We start from the raw sequence: 20008 nt of genomic DNA, 5'->3' as shown, positions 1-20008 counted from the left end.
CTTTAGTTTCCAAAAATCAGGGGAACATGGAACAAAATCAACAGGAACTTTATGAATATGCCCGGAAAAGGGTAAAGCAGAAGAAACGTGTTTACCTTCACTTCATACTGTTTTTTGTCAGCAGCATTTTCTTTTACATTATCAATAAATGCCTGGACGTAGACCCGCAGGACGACTGGTATCTTTGGGCCATAACCGCATGGGCTTTCCTGTTTATAATGCATTTTATAAAGGTATTCGTTACCGAAAGCTTTATCAACAAAAAGTGGGAGCAGGAGCAAATCGCCAAGCTTGTGGCCCGTCAGGAACGGAAAATAAGCCAGCTTGAAAAGAAAATAGAAAAAGACAACAACCCTTCGTTACAATGACCCTTACCCTTATTGCAGCTGCCGCAGAGAACAACGCCCTGGGCAAAGACAACCAGATGATATGGCACCTTCCGGACGATTTTAAGCGCTTTAAGCAGATAACTACCGGCCACTATATTATCATGGGCCGCAAAACGTTTGAGAGCTTCCCGAGGCCGCTGCCCAACCGTACACACGTTATCATCACCCGCCAGGAAGATTACAAAGCCGAAGGATGCATTGTAGTGAACAGCCTCAATGCTGCTATTGCCGCCTGCCCGCAGGATGAAGAAGTTTTTGTGATAGGCGGTGGCGAGATTTACAAACAATCTATTGACAGGGCCGACAAGATAGAATTGACTAAAGTATATGACACCTCTCCCGAAGCCGATGCTTTTTTTCCTGACATCGACCCTAAAAAATGGGAACTGGCAGAAGAAGTTTTCCATCCGAAAGATGAGAAGCATGCCTATGATATGGCGTTCCAGACGTGGTTGAGAAAATAATTAAATTTTAAAATCACAATTAAAAAGTTTCACTATAGGGCAACTTTTTATATCTTTGTATTTTTTAATGGAAGCTAAAAGAAAAATCACTTTCTATAAAAATTATTTTAATGACTTTTTCATTATACAACGTGATAAAGTCAGATTTAAAATTATTTGGACATTTGACCTTATAGAACAACTTGAGCGCGTACCAGAGACCTACCTCAAGCATATTGAAAACACAAATGGCCTGTATGAAATCCGTATCCAGACGGGAAGTGATATCTTTAGAATATTTTGCTTTTTTGATGAAGGAAAACTTATTGTACTGGCAAATGGCTTTCAAAAGAAACTCAAAAAACACCAAAGAAAGAAATTGAAAAGGCATTAAAAATCAAACTAGAATATGAAAGCGAAAAATAATTTGATGTCCCTTGAAGAGTTTAAAGAAAAGCATTATGGCAAAATTGGAACAAAAAAGAGGGATGAATTAGAAGCCGGATATGAAGATTTTAAAGTTGGAGCAATGCTGCATATCGCCCGTCTCGAAAAAGGGTTAACCCAACAGGAACTTGCCGATAAAGCAGGCACTACAAAGTCATATATTTCAAAAATTGAAAATAACGTCAAGGAAGTTCGCTTATCAACCTTGCAAAAAATTGTAGAGGTTGGATTAGGAGGTAATTTGGAGCTGTCAATCAAAATATAAATGACCATCCGCCCCTACTCTCCTTCTGACGATCCGGCAATACTGGAACTGTTACGCTGCAACACCCCTGAATTTTTTGCTGTAAGCGAAGAAGCCGACCTTATTGATTACCTTGCAAAACACATTGACCATTATTATGTGGTTGAAATTGACGGAAGCATTATGGGCTGTGGCGGTTTCAACAGGCGGGATGACGAAAAACGTGGTGTGCTATCCTGGGATATCATCCATCCTGACGCGCATGGCAAAGGTGTGGGCAGCGCACTGGTAAAATTCAGGATCGCGGAAATGCAAAAGCTGGGTATGGAGGAAATTGGCGTACGCACTACGCAGTTAGTATATCCATTTTATGAGAAAATGGGCTTCAGGCTTAAAAGCCCTTTTACAAAAGATTATTGGGCAAAGGGATTTGATTTGTATGATATGGTATTAGATAAAGTTTAGAATTTATTTGTAATTTTGACGTATGAAGACACTGACAATCAATATCCCCGATGACTTTAATCTGGATAGCAGGGAATTTTTAATGCTTGCAGCCTCCAAGCTATATGAGCAGGGAAGGCTGTCCCTGGGTCAGGCTGCTACATTGGCAGGCCTTTCAAAACGTGCATTTGCAGAAATAATAGGAATATACGATATTTCTCTTTTTAATTATCCTGCTTCCGATTTGGCAAATGATATAGCCAGTGCATAAGATTATAATCTCCGATACCAGCTGCCTTATTATACTGTCGAAAATTGGCGAACTTGACCTGCTGAAGCTTATCTACGGTCAAATTATTACAACACCTGAAATAGCAGAAGAATTTGGCGAGCCATTGCCTGAATGGATAATTGTCCGGCGCATAGCTGACAATTCACGACAGCAAATTCTGGAATTACAGATTGACAGAGGCGAATCAAGCGCAATAGCTCTAGCTTTAGAAATTGTCGAATGCACATTGATTCTTGATGATTATAAAGCAAGAAAAATAGCAGTTAGATTAGGCTTAACTATCACAGGGACTATCGGAATTATTGTAAAGGCGAAACTTTCGGGTATAATCCCTTCTATAAAGCCGTATTTAAACAAAATCAAACAAACCGATTTTAGGATTTCAGGAGAATTAGAAGATCTCGCTTTAAAACAAGCAAATGAATAGGTATCTTTATAACTCCTGATTAACAAAACTTACTTTATCTTTGCACCGTAAATTAAAGCAATGTCACAACAAGTTACTCCATACAAAGATTCCGGCCTTGGCAAGAAAGAGCAGGTCGCACAGATGTTCGATACCATATCCGGCAAGTACGACGGACTGAACCGTGTAATCTCTTTTGGCATAGACGTGAAATGGAGGAAGAAGGTCCTGAAGATGGTTGCTGCCAAAAACCCGGAGCGCGTACTGGATATTGCCACCGGTACCGGCGACCTCGCCATCCTGATGGCGCAGACGAATGCCAAAGAAATTATAGGTGCCGACATATCCGAAGGGATGATGGAAGTCGGGCGTAAAAAAGTTACTGAAAAAACCCTTGACAGCAGGGTAAAGCTAGTATATGGTGACAGCGAAAACCTGCCATTTGCCGATAATTACTTTGATGCCATAACCGTAGCTTTTGGGGTACGCAATTTCGAAACGCTTGAAAAAGGCCTTGCCGAAATACTGCGCGTACTGAAGCCCAACGGCATTTTTGTGATACTCGAAACATCCGTCCCTGAAAAATTCCCGTTTAAGCAGGGCTACACTTTTTACAGCAAGTACATGCTTCCGATGATAGGGAGGCTATTCTCTAAAGACCGTTCGGCGTATGCTTACCTTAGCGAATCGGCTTCGGTTTTCCCACATGGTGAAGCGCTGAACAATATTTTACGCAAAATTGGGTTTATAGAGGTTAAGAATATGCCGCAGACCTTTGGTGTGGCAACCATTTACTCCGCTTCAAAACAATAAAATGAAGAAATTAATTCTATTCATACTACTGCTATCAGGCCTTACAAGCCAGGCGCAGTTTGGCACCCGCATATTTGGCCGCGACCCTATTATACACCTGGAGAACTTCGACAAGCAGCGTACGCACTGGGGTTACTTTCTTGGCTTCAATAGCTACGATTTCAAATTCGACTACAAGAACAATCCGGGTAAGGACATAGAGGTAAAGGGTACTACCGGCTTTAACGTTGGCCTTGTGGGCAACCTCAGGATTTTCGAATACCTTGACCTGCGTTTTGAGCCGGGCCTTTATTATACCCAACGCGACCTTACATTTTATGAAGACGGCCTGGTGGATAATAAAAGGCAGGTAAAATCGACGTACCTGCATTTCCCGTTATTGCTGAAATTCTCTTCAAAGCGGACAGGCAATGTACGCCCCTATCTTCTGGGCGGTTTTTCGCGCTCCTGGAACCTCAGCAGTAATGCTGATGCCAAAGACGATAACATGACCGGGGGAAATTTCAGGATGGTAAAATGGACAACCAATTATGAATTGGGCATTGGTATAGACCTTTACTTCGAATACTTCAAATTCTCGCCTTCTATACGCGGCGTGTTCAGCCTTGACGATGAGCTTATCAGGGATAATGACCCAAACAGCCCTTATACCGGCAATGTAGGCTCAATGAAAACCCGTGGTGTTTTTGTAAACTTCACTTTCCATTAATTTAGAAAGGGAACGCAGATGACGCGGATTTTGGCAGATTTTCACGGATTTTTTCCTGGAAAGCTTGAATAAACTTCAGAGTGGTAATAGTGACTTGCACTAAATACTTTCAAAATTCCTTCGGAACTCGCTTAATGTGATAGCTGCTGCGGTAGCCACATTGAGGCTTTCTGTCATTTGCAGGCTGCCAAAGCGCGGGATCGCTATTTTATTTGTCACCAGATTTTCTATTTCTGGAGAAATGCCATTAGCTTCATTGCCCATAACAATGATGCCATCCTTCGGCAGCGCTTCGCTATAAATATTCTTCCCGTCCATAAAGGTACCGAATACCGGGAGCGAAGTTTTAGCAATGTAGTCCGACAGGTCGGTATAAACCACATTGACCCGTGTAATAGAGCCCATTGTAGCCTGTACTACTTTTGGGTTATACACATCCACACAATTTTCAGAGCATACCAAATGTTCTATACCAAACCAGTCGCACAGCCTGATGATAGTCCCCAGGTTACCCGGGTCACGTATATCGTCAAGCGCAACGATAAGGCCGTTTTCAGGCACCTGTTTTTCGTCGGGGACAACAAATAAGGCCAGGCAGGCATTAGGTGTTGCCAAGGCGCTTATCTTTTTCAGCTCGGCTTCGGTAATGATATCAACTTTATCTTTTGGCAGTTCACTGAATATATCCTGGGTGGTAAACAGCCTGTGCAATTCAAAATTGGAATTCAGCAATTCCTGCACTACCTTTATCCCTTCGGCAAAGAACAATTTGTGCAGCTTCCTGTATTTTTTTTGCTGTAAACCCGTTATTGTTTTAATTTGGTTTTTGCTAACCATAAAAAATGTATTTTTGAATTACTATTTGCCGCAACTGCCTTGAGAAATATAACAACAAAAATAGCACTAATTCTTATATCGGGTTGGTTTTTATATTCCTGTTCGCTCGTTAAGAACGTGCCGGAGGGTAAGCACCTCCTGAAAAAAAATGATGTAAGGGTAAACGGCGAAGAAAAAAACGACGATGAGCACAAAGCGCAGCTCTACCAATTGCCCAATACCGATGTTTTAGGCTGGCACATTCGCCTGAGCATTTACAACCTTGCCAACAAGGATGCCGACTCCTCCTATCAGGAATGGCTTAAAAGGAAGCCGGGAAGGCATGAGTTCTTACGAAAGATGCTTTCGGAAAAGCAGGTACAGCGGCTGGGTAATTCCTTTTTCGTGTCGGGCTTTAGCAACTTTGCCAAAAAAACCGGCGAGCCTCCTGTAATTGTTGACCTGAACAGGATAAAGAAATCACGCAACAGGCTTTTTGCCTTTTATTACAAGAAAGGTTATTTCAGGGCAAACGTAAAATATACCATTGACACCCTTGAAAACAAGCGTGCTGAAGTGCGTTATGATATCGAAACAGGGAAGCCTTACAAGCTGGACTCGATCATACCTTACATAGAAACTCCGGCGCTCGACAGCCTTTACATCACTATAAAAGCAGGATCGCTCATAAAGAAAGGCGACCAGTATAATGAAGCTAATTTTACAGCAGAAAGGGAACGCATCACAACCTACTTCCGTAACCGCGGAGCCTATACCTTCCAGCAAAATAATATATCATATGTACTGGACACTGTGGGCAATAACTACAAGGCCAATGTCGACTTTATCATTGACAATGAGACCGTAAAGCAGGGCGACTCTACTTTTGTAAGGCCGTTCAGGCTGTACAAGATCAGCCAGGTAAATATTTACACCAAAAATCCCACAAGCCCCGAACAGGCCATTGACAGCGTGAGTTACAATGGTTTTAACCTGTACAGCACCGGGAAGTTGAACTACCGGCCAAAAGCGCTTACTGATGCGGTATTTATAACACAGGGGAGCGACTTCGCCGATTTCAGGAGGATGCTTACCTCAAGGTACCTTACCAACCTGAGGGTTTTTAACTACCCAACCATTGAATACAAAGAAGACCCGAGAGACCCGACCGGCACTTCGCTGATAACCAATATTTACCTAAATCCGCGAAAAAAATTCCGCTTTACTCCCAGCGTCGATTTTACTCACTCCAACATCCAGGATTTCGGGATCCAGGGGAGCCTTGGGGTATCGATAAGAAATATCTTTAAGGGCGCCGAGATCCTGGAGATCTCCACACGCGGCAACATCGGCTCATCGAGGGATGTGGCAATACCTGACAGGTCGTTCTTCAATATACTTGAATATGGTGCCGACCTGAAGCTTACCTTTCCTCGCATCTTCTTCCCTTTCAAAACCGAAAAGATCATACCGAAAAAGATGATCCCGTCAACGATAATGAGTTTTGGTATCAGCAGGCAGCGGAACATCGGGCTTGACAAGGAAAATTTTACAGGGGTGCTCAGCTATAACTGGACACCTGACAGGGGCCGCACAGCAAAACTCGACCTGTTTAACATACAATACATACGCAATGTAAATGCGGGCAATTATTTTAATGTATACCGTTCGTCCTACAACAGGCTTAACCAATATGCCAATACTTATGAAAGCCAGGTAGACCCAGCCTATTTTAATGCACCTCCAAATCCGGATGGTTCTAAGGACCTGAAAATAGAATCGGGCACCAACGGCTTTATCACAGATATAAAAAACAACCAGATAACAGTGAGCGACGAAGACCGCAAGGGCATCAACCGCATCGAGGAGCGCAGGCAGAGGCTTACAGAGAACAACCTGATCTTTGCGACAAATTTCACTTACACTACCAATTCTAAAAAAGACCTTCTTGATAATACTTTCTTTATTTTCAAGACTAAGGTAGAAGCCGCCGGCAGCATACCCTCGCTGATAGCCCCCCTTATGTCAGAAAACAAGGATGTGCCTGTAGGCAGCCGTACGTTTCTGGATGTACAATATTCGCAGTACATAAAAGGAGAGCTCGACTTTATAAAGCACTTTGACCTCAGGCGCGGGAAAGTACTGGCCATGCGCGCGTTTTTCGGGCTGGCGGTACCCTACGGCAACTCTACCTCGATACCTTTTGCCCGAAGCTATTTCGCGGGAGGCTCGAATGATAACAGGGCATGGCAGTCCTACAGCCTTGGACCCGGCCGCAGCGGTGGGGTTAACGACTTTAATGAAGCCAACCTCAAAATGGCCTACAGCGCCGAGCTTCGCTTTAATATATTCGGCAAGCTTAACGGTGCGATCTTTGGCGATGTAGGCAACATCTGGAATGTTTTTGACCAGGTGGACGATCCTAATTACACCTTTAACGGCCTGAAATCTTTTGAAGACCTGGCACTCGGCACAGGCGTTGGCTTCAGGTATGACTTTAACTTCTTCATTGTACGTTTTGATGTGGGATTCAAGACGTACAATCCCGGAAAACCGGAAGGCGAACGCTGGTTTAATGAGTACAACCTTTCCAAATGCGTTTATAATGTGGGGATAAATTATCCTTTCTAATAATCTCCCAAACCTAAGAAAACAATTTACCAATTATACGATTTGTATAATTATTTATTATCTTTGTAGTAGTATTAATCATGTAAATGAAAGTCAAAATATTAAAATTAGACGGAAATCTACTTATAGACGCTGATATTTTAGATGCTAAATCCACAAGGTTAAGCCTTCCATCAATGGTGGATGGCTGGAGGTTCAATTTTAAGAAGCATTCCAAAACCGCAGACTTGAAACTTATGTGCTCATAAAGGAAGATTCACCTCATATAATTGAAGGCTGCCTGATTTTTGAAATGAAAGATAAGATTGAGCCTTATATGGCTTTTGTTGAAATTGCACCGCATAATCAGGGAAAAGATAAAGAATTTGAAAGAGTTGCAGGCTGTTTAATCGCCTTTGCCTGCAGATTGAGCTTCATTAAAGGAAATGATATTTACAGAGGCTGGCTGGCATTTGATGTCTTGGAAGAAGACAAAGAAGCTGAAATAAAACTGATGGCCAATTATTCCCAAAAATACCATGCTAAAAGATTTGGGGAAACCACAATGGTTATCCCACCTGAGGGAGGACAAAAATTAATCGAGGAATTTTTAAATTAAAATTATGGCTAGGAAAGAAATTAAATTTGAAGAGGTTTTTAATCCAAAGAAGAAAGAGGAGCTAAAAGATTTTATTGCCGACCAATCAGCCCTGCAATCAAAAGAGCGCCAATTAGCCAACAAGCTATTGGCAATTAGCTATACTCTTGAAGATTATATCCAAAGCGAGGATGAAAACAGTGAAATACTTAAGGTGCTGGATTTTGTAAAAATGTACCTGAAAGCCCTTAATCTAACAAAAAAAGAACTGGCGGCTTATTTTGAGATGAAGGACAGCAATTTACATAAATACTTATCGGGTGAGCGAAAACTAAATGCGGAGGTTGTTTTAAAACTTAGCGCTTTTTCGCACACCAGGCCGGAATACTGGTACCGTATCCAGGTAAAGAATGAACTTATTGAATTGAAGAAAGAAGAGAAGAAAATAAAAGAATATCAAAAATTCGATTACAGGAATCTCGTAGCCGTTTAATATCCATTATTTCTCGAAAATTTCAACCGTCTCAAAATAAAAATAGTATTTTTGTAAATCAATTTTCTAAAACCCAAAAAACAATGGCCCACAATATTAAGCCCGGCGTAGCAACGGGAGACCAGGTTCAGGAGATCTTTAAATATGCCAAAGAGAAAGGTTTTGCCCTTCCGGCAGTAAACGTAACCGGCTCAAGCACCATTAACGGTGTGCTTGAAACAGCGGCAAAACTAAAAGCCCCTGTAATTATCCAGTTCTCTAACGGCGGCGCTGCCTTTAATGCGGGCAAAGGACTTTCTAATGAAGGAGAACGTGCAGCCATCCTTGGAGCCATTGCCGGTGCAAAACACATACACACCCTTGCTGAAGCGTATGGCGCAACAGTGATACTACATACCGACCATTGCGCGAAAAAACTGCTTCCGTGGGTAGATGGGCTTCTTGATGCCAGCGAAAAGCATTTTGCCGAAACAGGAAAACCATTGTTCAGCTCGCACATGCTTGACCTTTCGGAAGAGCCTTTGGAAGAGAATATAGAAATCTGCGTACAGTACCTTAAAAGGATGAGCAAAATGGGCATGACCCTTGAAATCGAGCTGGGCATTACGGGCGGTGAGGAAGATGGCGTTGATAACTCTGATGTCGACAGCTCAAAACTATACACCCAGCCTGAAGAGGTAGCACATACTTATGAGAAACTTATGAAAGTGTCAGACAAATTTACCATCGCTGCTGCTTTCGGGAACGTACACGGCGTATACAAACCGGGTAACGTGAAGCTTACACCGAAAATCCTAAGAAACTCACAGGAATATGTACAGAACAAATTCAACACAGGTCCAAACCCTGTAGATTTTGTATTCCACGGTGGATCAGGCTCAACACTTGAGGAAATCAGGGAAGCTATTTCGTATGGTGTTATCAAAATGAATATTGATACCGACCTGCAATTTGCATTTACCGAAGGTATCCGTGATTATATGACTTCTAAGATCGACTACCTGAAAACACAGATAGGCAGCCCTGACGGGCCGGAGTCGCCAAACAAAAAACATTATGACCCAAGGAAATGGGTGCGCGAAGGCGAACTGACTTTCAACAAAAGGCTGGAGCAGGCTTTTGCCGACCTTAACAACGTAAATACATTATAATATATAGTTGATGGTTGATAGTTGCCGGTTGATGGAATGCCTGACAACCGGCAATTGACAACCCACAAATCCAAAAGAATTATGGCTTGGTTTAAAAGAACGGAAAAAGGGATAACAACAGCTACCGAAGACAAGAAAGATGTACCGAAAGGATTATGGTACAAATCGCCTACCGGTAAAATAGTAGATGCAGATGAGCTTGCCAAAAATTTTTACGTAAGCCCTGAAGACGGCTACCATGTAAGGATAGGCAGCAAGGAGTACTTTAACATCCTGTTTGACAACAACGAATTTAAGGAGCTTGACAAGGATATGACATCCAAGGACACGCTTAAGTTTGTTGATACCAAGAAGTATGGCGACAGGCTGAAAGATGCTATGGAGAAAACAAAACTGAAGGATGCCGTAAGGACAGCTGTAGGAAAGTCGAAAGGCAAAGACATCGTAATCGCCTGTATGGACTTCTCTTTCATCGGCGGCTCGATGGGTGCTGTGGTTGGTGAGAAAATTGCCCGCGCCATAGACCACTCTATAAAAAACAAAATCCCGTTCCTGATGATTTCTAAATCTGGCGGCGCAAGGATGATGGAAGCAGCCTACTCGCTGATGCAGCTTGCCAAGACATCGGCCAAACTCGCACAGCTTGCGGATGCAGGCATACCGTATATTTCGCTTTGTACCGACCCTACAACAGGAGGAACAACTGCATCCTATGCGATGCTGGGCGACGTAAACATCTCTGAGCCGGGAGCACTGATAGGCTTTGCAGGCCCAAGAGTTGTGAAAGACACCACCGGTAAAGACCTGCCGGAAGGTTTCCAGACCGCAGAGTTCGTACTTGAGCATGGGTTCCTGGATTTCATCACCCCTCGAAAGGAACTGAAAGATAAAATAAATCTTTACCTGGATCTGATACAGAATCAGCCGATACGATAGATAATAGGAATCCCGCAGATGGCGGGATTTTTTATGGATAATTTTTAACAATCCGTCATTGTAAAGCTATCTTTTATGGAACGCGGATGACACAGATTAGGCAGATAAATGCAGATTTTCTTTAGCGGTAAATAAATATATCGAATGTTCTTCTCAGATAAACTAGTAGTCCAAATCACCTATTAATAAACTACTCTTCTCCGAATTGTCGTAATCTGTATAAAAAACAGCGTGAAATGCATTTTTGTCACGGTTTTGTCTATACTTAAAACTACAATTTCTGGTGTAAAAACAGTTAGTTTGCACCTGAATATATCAGCAAGAGAATATATTCTTTCAGCAATTTACAAATTGTACAGCGATACGGTATTGGGGGCATTACCGTATCGCATTTTTTTACATCCCGCTGCGAATCGCTTCCACAGGGTCCAGCCTTGAGGCCGATATAGCCGGGAGTATTCCTGAAACAAGCCCGATAGCCATAGCCAGCCCCGTACCTATGATAACGTTGCCAAGGCCCAGCACAAATTCAAACTCAAATACTTTAGTCAGCAATATGGTAATGCCCCACACCAGCAGCATACCCACGATGCCTCCAATCACAGAAAGGATTACCGCCTCGAAAAGGAACTGGAACAATATGAATTTATTTTTGGCGCCAAGCGCTTTTTGGATACCTATAAGGTTGGTACGCTCTTTTACCGAAACAAACATAATATTGGCAATACCGAAGCCTCCTACCAAAAGCGAAAAGAAGCTGATGCCCCACCCTACTTTGTTCATCATCCCGATCATCTGGTCGATCAGTTCGGTGAAGCCGGCAAGGATATCGATCATGAAATTGTCTATCTCTCCGTTCTTAATTCCCCTGTAAGCACGGAGTTTCTGGGTCACTTCGGCCTTAACGGCTTCAGCATCTTCTCCGGGGAAAGGCTTTATTACAATTACAGGGGTCATAAAGTCGTTATGGTCGCCATACATTTTCCTCAGGAAATTTACAGGAAAAAATATAGATGTGTCGTTGCTTTGCCCAAACGTGCCTGCCCCCTGCTTTTCGATCACGCCAATAACCGTCAGCTTTCGCCCGTACACACGTATCTTTTTTTCAAGCGGGTTTTCATTCCCGAAGAGCTTTTGGGCTATTTCATATCCAATGACCGCAACACCCGAGCCGGAGTTTGATTCGGCTTCATTATAAAAACGGCCATGCTCTATTTTAACGCTCTGAATATTGGAAAATTCAAACGAAACCGGCACCATATTGATACTGCTTACTGACTGGTCATTATATTTTACCGTTTCGTTTTTAGTAAAAATCTGGAAAGCCATATCCTGTGCCGACTTTACCGAGCCTTTAAGGTATTGGTATTCGTCGTAACTCACGTCGGGGAACTGCTCGCGTTTCCACCGCGGTATTTCAGATGGCCCGAAAGAGAAGCGTTTCAGGTACATCGTGTTTTTGTCGACACTGCTCATATCAGACTTGATCTTCCGGTCAAGCGAGTCGACAGCAGCAAGAACAGCTATGATCGAGAAGATCCCAACGGTCACACCAAGGAGCGAAAGGAACGTCCGGAGCATGTTATTCCTGAGCGCATTCATGGCAAATGCAAAGCTTTCTTTTAACAAACGGAGGTATAGCAGCATACTTATAATATTGTCTTGCGTAAAATTCTGCATTTTTTTAAAAACCGCGTATCATAAAGCGATAAATTTTTAAAAAATCACTCAAATTTAGACTTCACTGCTTTTGAATGTTAAGCCAGTAATAACTACTTTTGCAACTTCAAAACACACAACAACATGAGCGTAAGTAAAATTTCATCGGCACTGATATCCGTATTTGATAAAGAAGGCCTTGAACCTATTGTAAAAAAACTCCACGAACACGAGGTAACTATCTATTCTACAGGAGGTACCGAATCGTTTATAAAAGACCTTGGCATACCTGTTGTGCCGGTAGAAGACGTTACTTCTTACCCATCCATCCTTGGCGGAAGGGTAAAAACGCTCCACCCAAAAGTATTCGGCGGCATACTGAACCGCCAGGACAACGAAAGCGATGTGCAGGAAATGAAAGAATTCAACATCCCGCAGATCGACCTTGTTATAGTTGACCTTTACCCTTTTGAAAAAACGGTGGCGTCGGGCGCTTCTGAAGCCGACATCATCGAGAAAATAGACATCGGCGGCATATCGCTGATTCGCGCTGCCGCAAAAAACTTCAAGGACACCGTTATCGTAGCTTCAGTTGAAGATTATTCGCTGTTCCTCGAAACTTTTACCGAAAATAATGGCGGCACTACGCTGGAAGAGCGCAAGCGTTTCGCTACAAAGGCATTCCATGTGTCTTCACATTACGACACTGCCATATTCAACTACTTCAATACAGAGGAAACGTTCTACAAGCAGAGCGTTGGCAACGGCCAGGAACTGCGCTATGGCGAGAACCCACACCAGAAAGGATTTTTCTTTGGCGAATTTGACAAGATGTTTACCAAGCTCCACGGAAAAGAGCTTTCGTACAATAACTTGCTGGATGTAGACGCTGCCGTGACGCTTATCAATGAATTTAAAAATGACGGCCCAACCTTCGCCATCCTGAAACACAACAACGCCTGCGGGCTTGCCACAAGGAGTACGGTGAAAGAAGCCTACCTTGACGCGTTAGCAGGAGATCCTACTTCGGCTTTTGGCGGTGTGCTGATATCCAATGAAAAAATTGACAAGGCTGCAGCCGAAGATATCAACAAGCTGTTTTGCGAAGTGGTGATCGCACCAGCCTATGATGACGATGCAACAGCGATACTACAGGAAAAGAAAAACAGGATCATACTGGTGCAGCACGAGGTGGAGCTTCCGCAGAAACAGGTGCGCACCTGCCTTAACGGATTGCTGGTCCAAGATAAAGATAATGTCACCGACAATAAAGAACACCTAAAGACCGTTACCATAACTTCACCTACTACACAGGAAGTTGAAGACCTGATCTTTGCCTCGAAAATATGCAAGAACACCAAGTCGAATACGATCGTTTTTGCAAAAAACGGGCAGTTGCTTGCGGCAGGCACCGGGCAAACCTCCCGCGTTGATGCCCTGAAGCAGGCAATCGAGAAAGCGGTTTCCTTCAATTTCGACCTTAATGGCGCTGTTATGGCCAGCGATGCTTTCTTCCCGTTCCCGGATTGCGTGGAGCTGGCAAAAGAAGCCGGGATCACAGCCGTTATCCAGCCGGGAGGGTCTATAAAAGACGAGTTGAGCATCAATTATTGCAATGAAAATAATGTTGCAATGGTATTTACAGGGACCCGTCATTTTAAACATTAATTTTACTACTTTTACAGGCTTAAACAATTTTTAATACAGAACCTTAATATAATACACCAGTATGGGATTTTTTGACTTCATGACCGAGGACATTGCCATCGACCTTGGTACCGCAAATACCCTAATTATCCATAATGACAAAGTAGTCATAGACAGCCCCTCTATCGTGGCGCGCGACCGCGTTACCGGCAAGATCATTGCCGTAGGTAAAGAGGCCAATATGATGCAGGGTAAGACACATGAAAACATAAAGACCATACGCCCGCTTAAGGATGGTGTTATTGCCGATTTTGATGCCTCTGAAAAGATGATAAGCATGTTCATCAAGAGCATACCGGCCCTTAAAAAACGCCTGTTCACCCCTGCACTTCGCATGGTGATCTGTATCCCTTCGGGCATTACCGAGGTGGAGATGCGTGCGGTTAAGGAATCGGCCGAAAGGGTAAACGGCAAAGAGGTATACCTTATCCATGAGCCGATGGCAGCGGCAATAGGTATTGGGGTAGACATCATGCAGCCAAAAGGTAACATGATCGTGGATATAGGCGGTGGTACGACAGAGATCGCAGTTATCGCGCTTGGCGGTATCGTATGCGACAAGTCAGTTAAGATCGCCGGCGACGTATTTACCAACGACATTGTATATTATATGAGGACCCAGCACAACCTTTTTGTTGGGGAAAGCACCGCAGAAAAAATAAAGATCACTATAGGGGCCGCCATCGAAGACCTGGAAACCCCTCCTGAAGAGATGTCGGTACAAGGGCGTGACCTTCTTACCGGTAAGCCGAAACAGGTTGATGTTTCGTACCGCGAGATCGCCAAAGCGCTTGATAAGTCGATACAGCGGATTGAAGATGCGGTTATGGAAACACTGTCGCAAACCCCTCCCGAACTTGCTGCCGATATTTACAACACAGGTATTTACCTTGCAGGCGGCGGATCGATGCTAAGGGGTCTCGACAAGAGGATATCGCAAAAAACAGACCTCCCGGTTTACATCGCCGAAGACCCGCTGAGGGCCGTAGTACGCGGAACGGGAATGGCACTAAAAAACATACAAAAATTCAGGAGCATACTTATAAAATAAAGGGGTAACCGATGCAGCAAATATTTAATTTTATATTTAAAAACAGTATCTTATTACTGTTTTTGCTGCTTTTGGGCATATCGTTAACGCTTACCATACAATCGCACTCCTACCACAAGAGCCGCGCTGTGTCTTCGGCGAATGCCATGACCGGCTATGTATATGAGCAGATAAATACCGTAGAGGCCTATCTGAACCTGAAATCGCAGAATGATGCACTTGCCGCCGAGAACGCACAGCTGAAACGATTGCTCTACAACACACAGGATACTGCCAACATACCTCCTGTAAAAGTGCCTCAGGGTGTAGGCAACTACAAGGTGATACAGTCGAAAGTGATCAAGAACTCGTATAACGTATACGAGAATTACCTTACTATCAACAGCGGGCGAAAAGACGGCATCAGCAAAGATATGGGGGTTGTAAGCAGCCTTGGGATCATTGGCGTAATAGAGAACACTTCAGAGAACTATTCGACCGTGATCAGCGTGCTGAACATGAAATTCAGGCTGCCGGTGAAGATCAAGAAGAACAACCACATAGGCACGCTGTCATGGAATGGGAAAAATACAGGCTTTGCCCAGCTTACCGATGTGCCTCGCCTTGCCACGGTGGTAAAGGGTGACACGATAGTTACCGGGGCGGAATCAAGGATATTCCCGGAGAACATTCCTGTGGGCATTATCGAAAAAGTATATGTTGATAAAAAGACAAATTATTACACACTGGAGATAAAACTGTTTAACGACATGACCAGCCTGGGCCACGTGTATGTAATAGAGAACAAAGACAGAAAAGAGATAATACAGCTGGAGGAAACCACAAAGGGGAATGAATAGTACTGTCATTATAAATATAATCCGTTTCATACTGCTACTTGCGTTGCAGGTCGTGGTATGCAACAATATCGATCTTTTTGGGTTCGTAGACCCTTATCCGTATATTCTTTTCATTCTGCTTTACCCGGTGAACGGCAATAAGGCAGGGCTATTGGTCTCCGCGTTCTTTTTAGGGCTTATACTGGATATGTTCATGAACTCGGGTGGTGCACACGCCGTTGCATGCGTAACACTTGCCTACCTTAGGCCGGTATTCTTCAAGTTCTCCTTCGGTATCAGCTACGAATACCAGACGGTAAGGATAAACGACCGCCTTTCACCCGAAAGATTTTCTTTTCTTCTGATTTCTGTTGTAACGCATCATTTAATTTTATACCTTTTGGAGATATTCAGGTTCAGCCTTGCATGGGATATTTTAGTCCGCACATTGCTGTCCACTGTATTTACCTTAATCACCTGCATCATTATTATTTACTTAATTAAGCCGGGCAAACAATGAGAAAGATCTTACTGCCAGCACTTATAATTGCCGCAACTTTACTAATAGTGGCAAGGCTTTTTTATTTGCAGATACTTGATGATACCTACATCAAGAAGTCTGAGAACAACGCCATAAAGATCAAGTACGAATACCCTGAAAGGGGCTACATTTATGACAGGCATGGCAAGCTGCTCGTGGCAAACCAGCCTTCCTATGATATCATGGTAACGCCCAATGATATGCCTAAAAGCGGCACGGACACCCTTGAGATCTGTAAGCTGCTCAATATTTCCAAAGAATATTTTAAAGAGCGGGTTGCCAAAGCAAAAGTGTACAGCTACAAGCTGCCGTCGGTATTTTTGCCGCAGCTCAGCAAAAAAGAATTTGCCGCTTTCCAGGAAAAGATACGGAGGTTTAAAGGATTCGACATCGTAAAGCGTTCCCTGCGCGATTACCAGGTGAGCGTGGGAGCTAATGTTTTTGGCTATATACAGCAGGTGAACGACCCTATAATCAAAAGTAACCCCTATTACAAAAGCGGCGACTACATCGGGAAACAGGGTGTTGAGGAAATGTATGAAGAAGTGTTGCGCGGTGTTAAAGGCGTGAAATACATTCAAAAGGATCGTTTCAACAGGGAAATAGGCTCTTTTAAGGACGGCATATACGACACGATTGCTATCCAGGGACAGGACATCACCCTCTCGCTGGATGCAGAACTTCAAAAATACGGCGAAGCCCTGATGTTCGAAAAGCGTGGCGGGATTGTAGCCATAGAGCCAAAGACAGGCGAAATACTGGCGCTGGTTACCGCACCGTCCTACGACCCTGCGCTTCTGGTAGGCCGTGACCGCTCTAAGAACTATACCGCAATGTTCAACGATACTATTGCCATGCCGCTGTTCGACCGCGGGCTTTTGGCAGAATATCCCCCGGGTTCGCCATTCAAAATCCTTTCCGGGCTGGTAGGACTGCAGGAGGAAGTTATCGATGAGAACAGTACGTTTATCTGCAGCCACGGGTTTTCTTACGGGCGCGGCGCTTTTATGAAATGCCACTGCCCCGGCGGTGCCATACAACTGCACAATGGTATCTATAAATCGTGCAACACTTATTTTGCCAATGTGTTCAAGCTTTCGATAGATAAATACCCTAAGCCGCAATATGGCGTTGATGCGTGGAGCAACCACCTGAAGAGCTTTGGCCTTGGCGACTTCCTGGGTTATGATCTTCCGCCCGGACGAAAAGGGCACATCCCAACCTCGAAATTTTACAAGCGTTTCTATCCTAATGGAGGATGGAGGAGCACTACAATCATATCCAACTCTATTGGGCAGGGAGAAGTTGCCATGACACCTATACAGCTTGCGAACATGATGGCAACGGTGGCAAACGAAGGCTACTATTACACGCCTCATATGATCAAGAAAATTGAAGGCCGCGAGATAGACAAAAAATTCAGGACGAAACATTACACTACTATAGACAAGCAATATTTCAGACCCGTTATCGATGGTTTGTTCGACGTGTACAACCTAGGTACCGCGCGCGGATTGCGCGTTGAGGGCATTGAGATATGCGGAAAGACAGGGACCGCAGAAAACTTTACCAAAATAAACGGTGTAAGGACCCAGTTGAGCGACCACTCTATTTTCGTGGCTTTCGCACCGCGCAACGACCCTAAGATTGCCATAGCCGTATTTGTAGAAAACGGCTATTGGGGTGCACGCTGGGCAGGCCCTATTGCCAGCCTCATGATCGAGAAATACCTTAGGGGAACCATAACCCGTACCGACCTTGAAACCAAAATGCTGACCCAGGGCCTTAAGGCAGAATATGCCAAAGTAACAAGCGGCCAGCCTTTTTCGATCAATAACTAAAATGAAGAATCAAAGCGTTGTAGGAAATTTGGACTGGATAACCATCCTGCTGTATATACTGCTGGTGTGTATGGGCTGGATGACTATCTATTCGGCTTCCCTGCCTGATAAGACCACCTCTATATTTGACATAGGGCAGATATACGGCAAGCAGATCATGTTCATCATGACCAGCATACCGCTTATTATCGTTGTGCTTACGGTCGATGCGAAGATCTATGAAAAATACGCGCTTGTATTCTACGGACTGGGCCTTGTCCTGCTGGCAGGCCTGTTTGTACTGGGAAAAACCATCAAGGGGCAGACCAACTGGTATTCGTTCGGCGGCTTTAGTATGCAGCCGTCGGAATTCGCCAAGATAGGCACGGCCCTTCTGCTATCAAAGTACCTCAGCGACGTTCAGATAAATCTCCAAAAAGTAAACCACCAGCTTTTAGCATTTGCCATAATAATACTGCCTGTACTGCTTATCATGATGCAGCCCGATGCAGGAAGCGCCATGATATTTACAGCGCTTTTCCTTGTGCTGTACCGCGAAGGGCTTCCCGGGTGGTACCTGTTCACTGGCGCTGTGGCAATAGTGCTGTTCCTATTGGCGTTACTGGTAAAACCTTATATAATAGTGGGGGCTGCCCTGATTGTCATTATAGTCCAGTTTATACTTACGCGAAGGGCCTTTCGTAACCCGATACTCTCTACACTTATATTTGTGGCGGTTAGCGGCTTTGTATTTTCTGTTGACTACGTATATGAAAACGTGCTCGAAGACCACCAGAAAGACCGTATCAACGTGCTATTTGATAAAGATGTAAACCAGCAGGCCGAAGGCTACAACCTCAACCAGTCGATGATCGCGATCGGTTCGGGAGGATGGTTGGGTAAAGGCTATCTCGAAGGAACGCAAACCAAAGGCGGCTTCGTTCCCGAACAGCATACCGATTATATCTTTACCACAGTAGGCGAAGAATGGGGGTTTGTTGGCTCTGTAGTTTTCATAGCTCTTTTTGTAACGCTGCTGCTACGAATAGTTTACCTGGCGGAACGACAGAAGTCGAAGTTCAGCCGGACCTATGGCTATTGCGTCGCGGCAATCCTCTTCACACATTTTTTTGTGAATATCACCATGCTCATCAAGCTGTTCCCAACCATCGGTGTTCCCCTCCCCTTCTTCTCGTATGGCGGGTCGAGCCTTTGGGCGTTTACCATATTGTTGTTTGTCTTTATTAAGCTGGATGCAAATAAGGTGAATGAGTGGTAGCTTGTGAATTAGAACGCGGATGACGCGGATCGGGCGGATTTACGCAGATTTCTTTCAAACCTCACATTAGTAAAAAGCGACCTAATTTTAAGTCCTTTTATAAATTCATTTAAAGCATAACCCCATTGGCTAAAAACCAATAATTCGATTGCCTGCATTACTATGACACCGGTAATCATCTGTCCTGACTTAGCACTATTAATCCTGGAAATTACGGCGATGGTTATTACCTGGAGTAGCCCTGTCATTATATTTACGATCACAATAGCCATATCACCTCCCGAAGCTCCAGCATAGGAATAAAATATACAGGCAAAAAGAAGCAACGACAATACTATATTG

General features: G+C 43.9%; 22 protein-coding genes. 20 read left to right on the top strand and 2 right to left on the bottom strand.

Going from position 1 to position 20008, the window contains the following annotated elements:
- Window positions 1-26 precede the first annotated feature (26 nt).
- The 9 genes from HYN59_RS07525 (at window position 27) to porT (ending at window position 4187) form a co-directional block, all read left to right on the top strand.
- Complete coding sequence (locus HYN59_RS07525; protein WP_108777688.1) at window positions 27-368, top strand: 2TM domain-containing protein; 342 nt, start codon at window positions 27-29, stop codon at window positions 366-368.
- A complete protein-coding gene (locus HYN59_RS07520) occupies window positions 365-853 on the top strand; it encodes a dihydrofolate reductase (RefSeq protein ID WP_108777687.1) in 489 nt (162 codons plus the stop codon). Before HYN59_RS07525 ends, HYN59_RS07520 begins: the two co-directional genes overlap by 4 nt.
- Before the next feature lie 67 nt (window positions 854-920).
- Complete coding sequence (locus HYN59_RS07515; RefSeq protein WP_342748352.1) at window positions 921-1226, top strand: type II toxin-antitoxin system RelE/ParE family toxin; 306 nt, start codon at window positions 921-923, stop codon at window positions 1224-1226.
- Between the two features lie 15 nt (window positions 1227-1241).
- Window positions 1242-1544, top strand: a complete 303-nt coding sequence (locus HYN59_RS07510) for a helix-turn-helix domain-containing protein (RefSeq protein ID WP_108777686.1) — start codon at window positions 1242-1244, stop codon at window positions 1542-1544.
- A complete protein-coding gene (locus HYN59_RS07505; protein ID WP_108777685.1) occupies window positions 1545-1988 on the top strand; it encodes a GNAT family N-acetyltransferase in 444 nt (147 codons plus the stop codon). It begins immediately after the preceding gene.
- 22 nt (window positions 1989-2010) lie between these two features.
- Complete coding sequence (locus HYN59_RS07500) at window positions 2011-2238, top strand: UPF0175 family protein (RefSeq protein WP_108777684.1); 228 nt, start codon at window positions 2011-2013, stop codon at window positions 2236-2238.
- The gene (locus tag HYN59_RS07495; protein WP_108777683.1) at window positions 2231-2686 is read left to right on the top strand and encodes a PIN domain-containing protein; all 456 of its coding nucleotides are present in this window, start codon (window positions 2231-2233) and stop codon (window positions 2684-2686) included. Before HYN59_RS07500 ends, HYN59_RS07495 begins: the two co-directional genes overlap by 8 nt.
- A gap of 60 nt (window positions 2687-2746) precedes the next feature.
- Entirely contained in the window at window positions 2747-3478 is a 732-nt protein-coding gene (gene ubiE / locus HYN59_RS07490) for a bifunctional demethylmenaquinone methyltransferase/2-methoxy-6-polyprenyl-1,4-benzoquinol methylase UbiE (RefSeq protein ID WP_108777682.1), read from the top strand.
- A gap of 1 nt (window position 3479) precedes the next feature.
- Window positions 3480-4187: a type IX secretion/gliding motility protein PorT/SprT gene (gene porT, locus HYN59_RS07485; protein WP_108777681.1), complete on the top strand. Its 708-nt coding sequence runs from the start codon at window positions 3480-3482 to the stop codon at window positions 4185-4187.
- A 99-nt stretch (window positions 4188-4286) separates the two neighbouring features.
- Here porT and HYN59_RS07480 read toward each other — a convergent pair whose 3' ends face one another.
- Window positions 4287-5024: a TrmH family RNA methyltransferase gene (locus HYN59_RS07480; protein ID WP_108777680.1), complete on the bottom strand. Its 738-nt coding sequence runs from the start codon at window positions 5022-5024 to the stop codon at window positions 4287-4289.
- A 39-nt stretch (window positions 5025-5063) separates the two neighbouring features.
- On the opposite strand from HYN59_RS07480, the gene tamL reads away from it, so the two are divergent.
- The 5 genes from tamL to accD all read left to right on the top strand — a co-directional run bounded on the left by tamL (window position 5064) and on the right by accD (window position 10791).
- Window positions 5064-7634 carry a translocation and assembly module lipoprotein TamL gene (gene tamL / locus HYN59_RS07475; RefSeq protein WP_108777679.1) on the top strand — a complete coding sequence of 857 codons (2571 nt, stop codon included), beginning with the start codon at window positions 5064-5066 and terminating at the stop codon, window positions 7632-7634.
- Between the two features lie 292 nt (window positions 7635-7926).
- Complete coding sequence (locus tag HYN59_RS18250) at window positions 7927-8232, top strand: hypothetical protein (RefSeq protein ID WP_245895681.1); 306 nt, start codon at window positions 7927-7929, stop codon at window positions 8230-8232.
- Window positions 8233-8236: 4 nt separating this feature from the next.
- Entirely contained in the window at window positions 8237-8704 is a 468-nt protein-coding gene (locus tag HYN59_RS07465; RefSeq protein WP_108777678.1) for a helix-turn-helix transcriptional regulator, read from the top strand.
- An 83-nt stretch (window positions 8705-8787) separates the two neighbouring features.
- On the top strand, window positions 8788-9855 hold the full coding sequence (gene fbaA / locus HYN59_RS07460) for a class II fructose-bisphosphate aldolase (RefSeq protein ID WP_108777677.1): 1068 nt from the start codon (window positions 8788-8790) through the stop codon (window positions 9853-9855).
- Window positions 9856-9936: 81 nt separating this feature from the next.
- The gene (gene accD / locus HYN59_RS07455; RefSeq protein WP_108777676.1) at window positions 9937-10791 is read left to right on the top strand and encodes an acetyl-CoA carboxylase, carboxyltransferase subunit beta; all 855 of its coding nucleotides are present in this window, start codon (window positions 9937-9939) and stop codon (window positions 10789-10791) included.
- Between the two features lie 396 nt (window positions 10792-11187).
- Here the strand turns inward: accD and HYN59_RS07450 are convergent, their stop codons facing one another.
- On the bottom strand, window positions 11188-12438 hold the full coding sequence (locus HYN59_RS07450) for an ABC transporter permease (protein ID WP_108779668.1): 1251 nt from the start codon (window positions 12436-12438) through the stop codon (window positions 11188-11190).
- A gap of 156 nt (window positions 12439-12594) precedes the next feature.
- Between HYN59_RS07450 and purH the strand changes: the two genes are divergently transcribed.
- The 6 genes from purH to rodA all read left to right on the top strand — a co-directional run bounded on the left by purH (window position 12595) and on the right by rodA (window position 19666).
- Entirely contained in the window at window positions 12595-14118 is a 1524-nt protein-coding gene (gene purH / locus HYN59_RS07445) for a bifunctional phosphoribosylaminoimidazolecarboxamide formyltransferase/IMP cyclohydrolase (RefSeq protein ID WP_108777675.1), read from the top strand.
- 61 nt (window positions 14119-14179) lie between these two features.
- Window positions 14180-15208, top strand: a complete 1029-nt coding sequence (locus HYN59_RS07440) for a rod shape-determining protein (protein ID WP_108777674.1) — start codon at window positions 14180-14182, stop codon at window positions 15206-15208.
- 11 nt (window positions 15209-15219) lie between these two features.
- A complete protein-coding gene (gene mreC / locus HYN59_RS07435; protein ID WP_108777673.1) occupies window positions 15220-16047 on the top strand; it encodes a rod shape-determining protein MreC in 828 nt (275 codons plus the stop codon).
- On the top strand, window positions 16040-16546 hold the full coding sequence (locus HYN59_RS07430) for a rod shape-determining protein MreD (RefSeq protein WP_108777672.1): 507 nt from the start codon (window positions 16040-16042) through the stop codon (window positions 16544-16546). Before mreC ends, HYN59_RS07430 begins: the two co-directional genes overlap by 8 nt.
- Window positions 16543-18408, top strand: coding sequence for a penicillin-binding protein 2 (gene mrdA, locus HYN59_RS07425; protein WP_108777671.1), 1866 nt, complete (start codon window positions 16543-16545; stop codon window positions 18406-18408). The genes HYN59_RS07430 and mrdA overlap by 4 nt, the downstream gene beginning before the upstream one ends.
- Window position 18409: 1 nt before the next feature.
- Window positions 18410-19666 carry a rod shape-determining protein RodA gene (rodA, locus tag HYN59_RS07420; RefSeq protein ID WP_108777670.1) on the top strand — a complete coding sequence of 419 codons (1257 nt, stop codon included), beginning with the start codon at window positions 18410-18412 and terminating at the stop codon, window positions 19664-19666.
- The last annotated feature ends 342 nt before the right edge of the window (window positions 19667-20008 follow it).

The organism is Flavobacterium album, from assembly GCF_003096035.1.
In the GTDB taxonomy this organism is placed as follows: domain Bacteria; phylum Bacteroidota; class Bacteroidia; order Flavobacteriales; family Flavobacteriaceae; genus Flavobacterium; species Flavobacterium album.
The sequence above is the reverse complement of the archived record's forward strand: the minus strand, read 5'-3'. Positions and strand labels throughout refer to the sequence as shown.

Coding starts and splice junctions, on each gene's coding strand:
- HYN59_RS07525 (WP_108777688.1), top strand. CDS start 27: ATGGAACAAAATCAACAGGAACTTTATGAATATGCCCGGAAAAGGGTA.
- HYN59_RS07520 (WP_108777687.1), top strand. CDS start 365: ATGACCCTTACCCTTATTGCAGCTGCCGCAGAGAACAACGCCCTGGGC.
- HYN59_RS07515 (WP_342748352.1), top strand. CDS start 921: ATGGAAGCTAAAAGAAAAATCACTTTCTATAAAAATTATTTTAATGAC.
- HYN59_RS07510 (WP_108777686.1), top strand. CDS start 1,242: ATGAAAGCGAAAAATAATTTGATGTCCCTTGAAGAGTTTAAAGAAAAG.
- HYN59_RS07505 (WP_108777685.1), top strand. CDS start 1,545: ATGACCATCCGCCCCTACTCTCCTTCTGACGATCCGGCAATACTGGAA.
- HYN59_RS07500 (WP_108777684.1), top strand. CDS start 2,011: ATGAAGACACTGACAATCAATATCCCCGATGACTTTAATCTGGATAGC.
- ubiE (WP_108777682.1), top strand. CDS start 2,747: ATGTCACAACAAGTTACTCCATACAAAGATTCCGGCCTTGGCAAGAAA.
- porT (WP_108777681.1), top strand. CDS start 3,480: ATGAAGAAATTAATTCTATTCATACTACTGCTATCAGGCCTTACAAGC.
- HYN59_RS07480 (WP_108777680.1), bottom strand. CDS start 5,024: ATGGTTAGCAAAAACCAAATTAAAACAATAACGGGTTTACAGCAAAAA.
- HYN59_RS18250 (WP_245895681.1), top strand. CDS start 7,927: ATGAAAGATAAGATTGAGCCTTATATGGCTTTTGTTGAAATTGCACCG.
- HYN59_RS07465 (WP_108777678.1), top strand. CDS start 8,237: ATGGCTAGGAAAGAAATTAAATTTGAAGAGGTTTTTAATCCAAAGAAG.
- fbaA (WP_108777677.1), top strand. CDS start 8,788: ATGGCCCACAATATTAAGCCCGGCGTAGCAACGGGAGACCAGGTTCAG.
- accD (WP_108777676.1), top strand. CDS start 9,937: ATGGCTTGGTTTAAAAGAACGGAAAAAGGGATAACAACAGCTACCGAA.
- HYN59_RS07450 (WP_108779668.1), bottom strand. CDS start 12,438: ATGCTGCTATACCTCCGTTTGTTAAAAGAAAGCTTTGCATTTGCCATG.
- purH (WP_108777675.1), top strand. CDS start 12,595: ATGAGCGTAAGTAAAATTTCATCGGCACTGATATCCGTATTTGATAAA.
- HYN59_RS07440 (WP_108777674.1), top strand. CDS start 14,180: ATGGGATTTTTTGACTTCATGACCGAGGACATTGCCATCGACCTTGGT.
- mreC (WP_108777673.1), top strand. CDS start 15,220: ATGCAGCAAATATTTAATTTTATATTTAAAAACAGTATCTTATTACTG.
- HYN59_RS07430 (WP_108777672.1), top strand. CDS start 16,040: ATGAATAGTACTGTCATTATAAATATAATCCGTTTCATACTGCTACTT.
- mrdA (WP_108777671.1), top strand. CDS start 16,543: ATGAGAAAGATCTTACTGCCAGCACTTATAATTGCCGCAACTTTACTA.
- rodA (WP_108777670.1), top strand. CDS start 18,410: ATGAAGAATCAAAGCGTTGTAGGAAATTTGGACTGGATAACCATCCTG.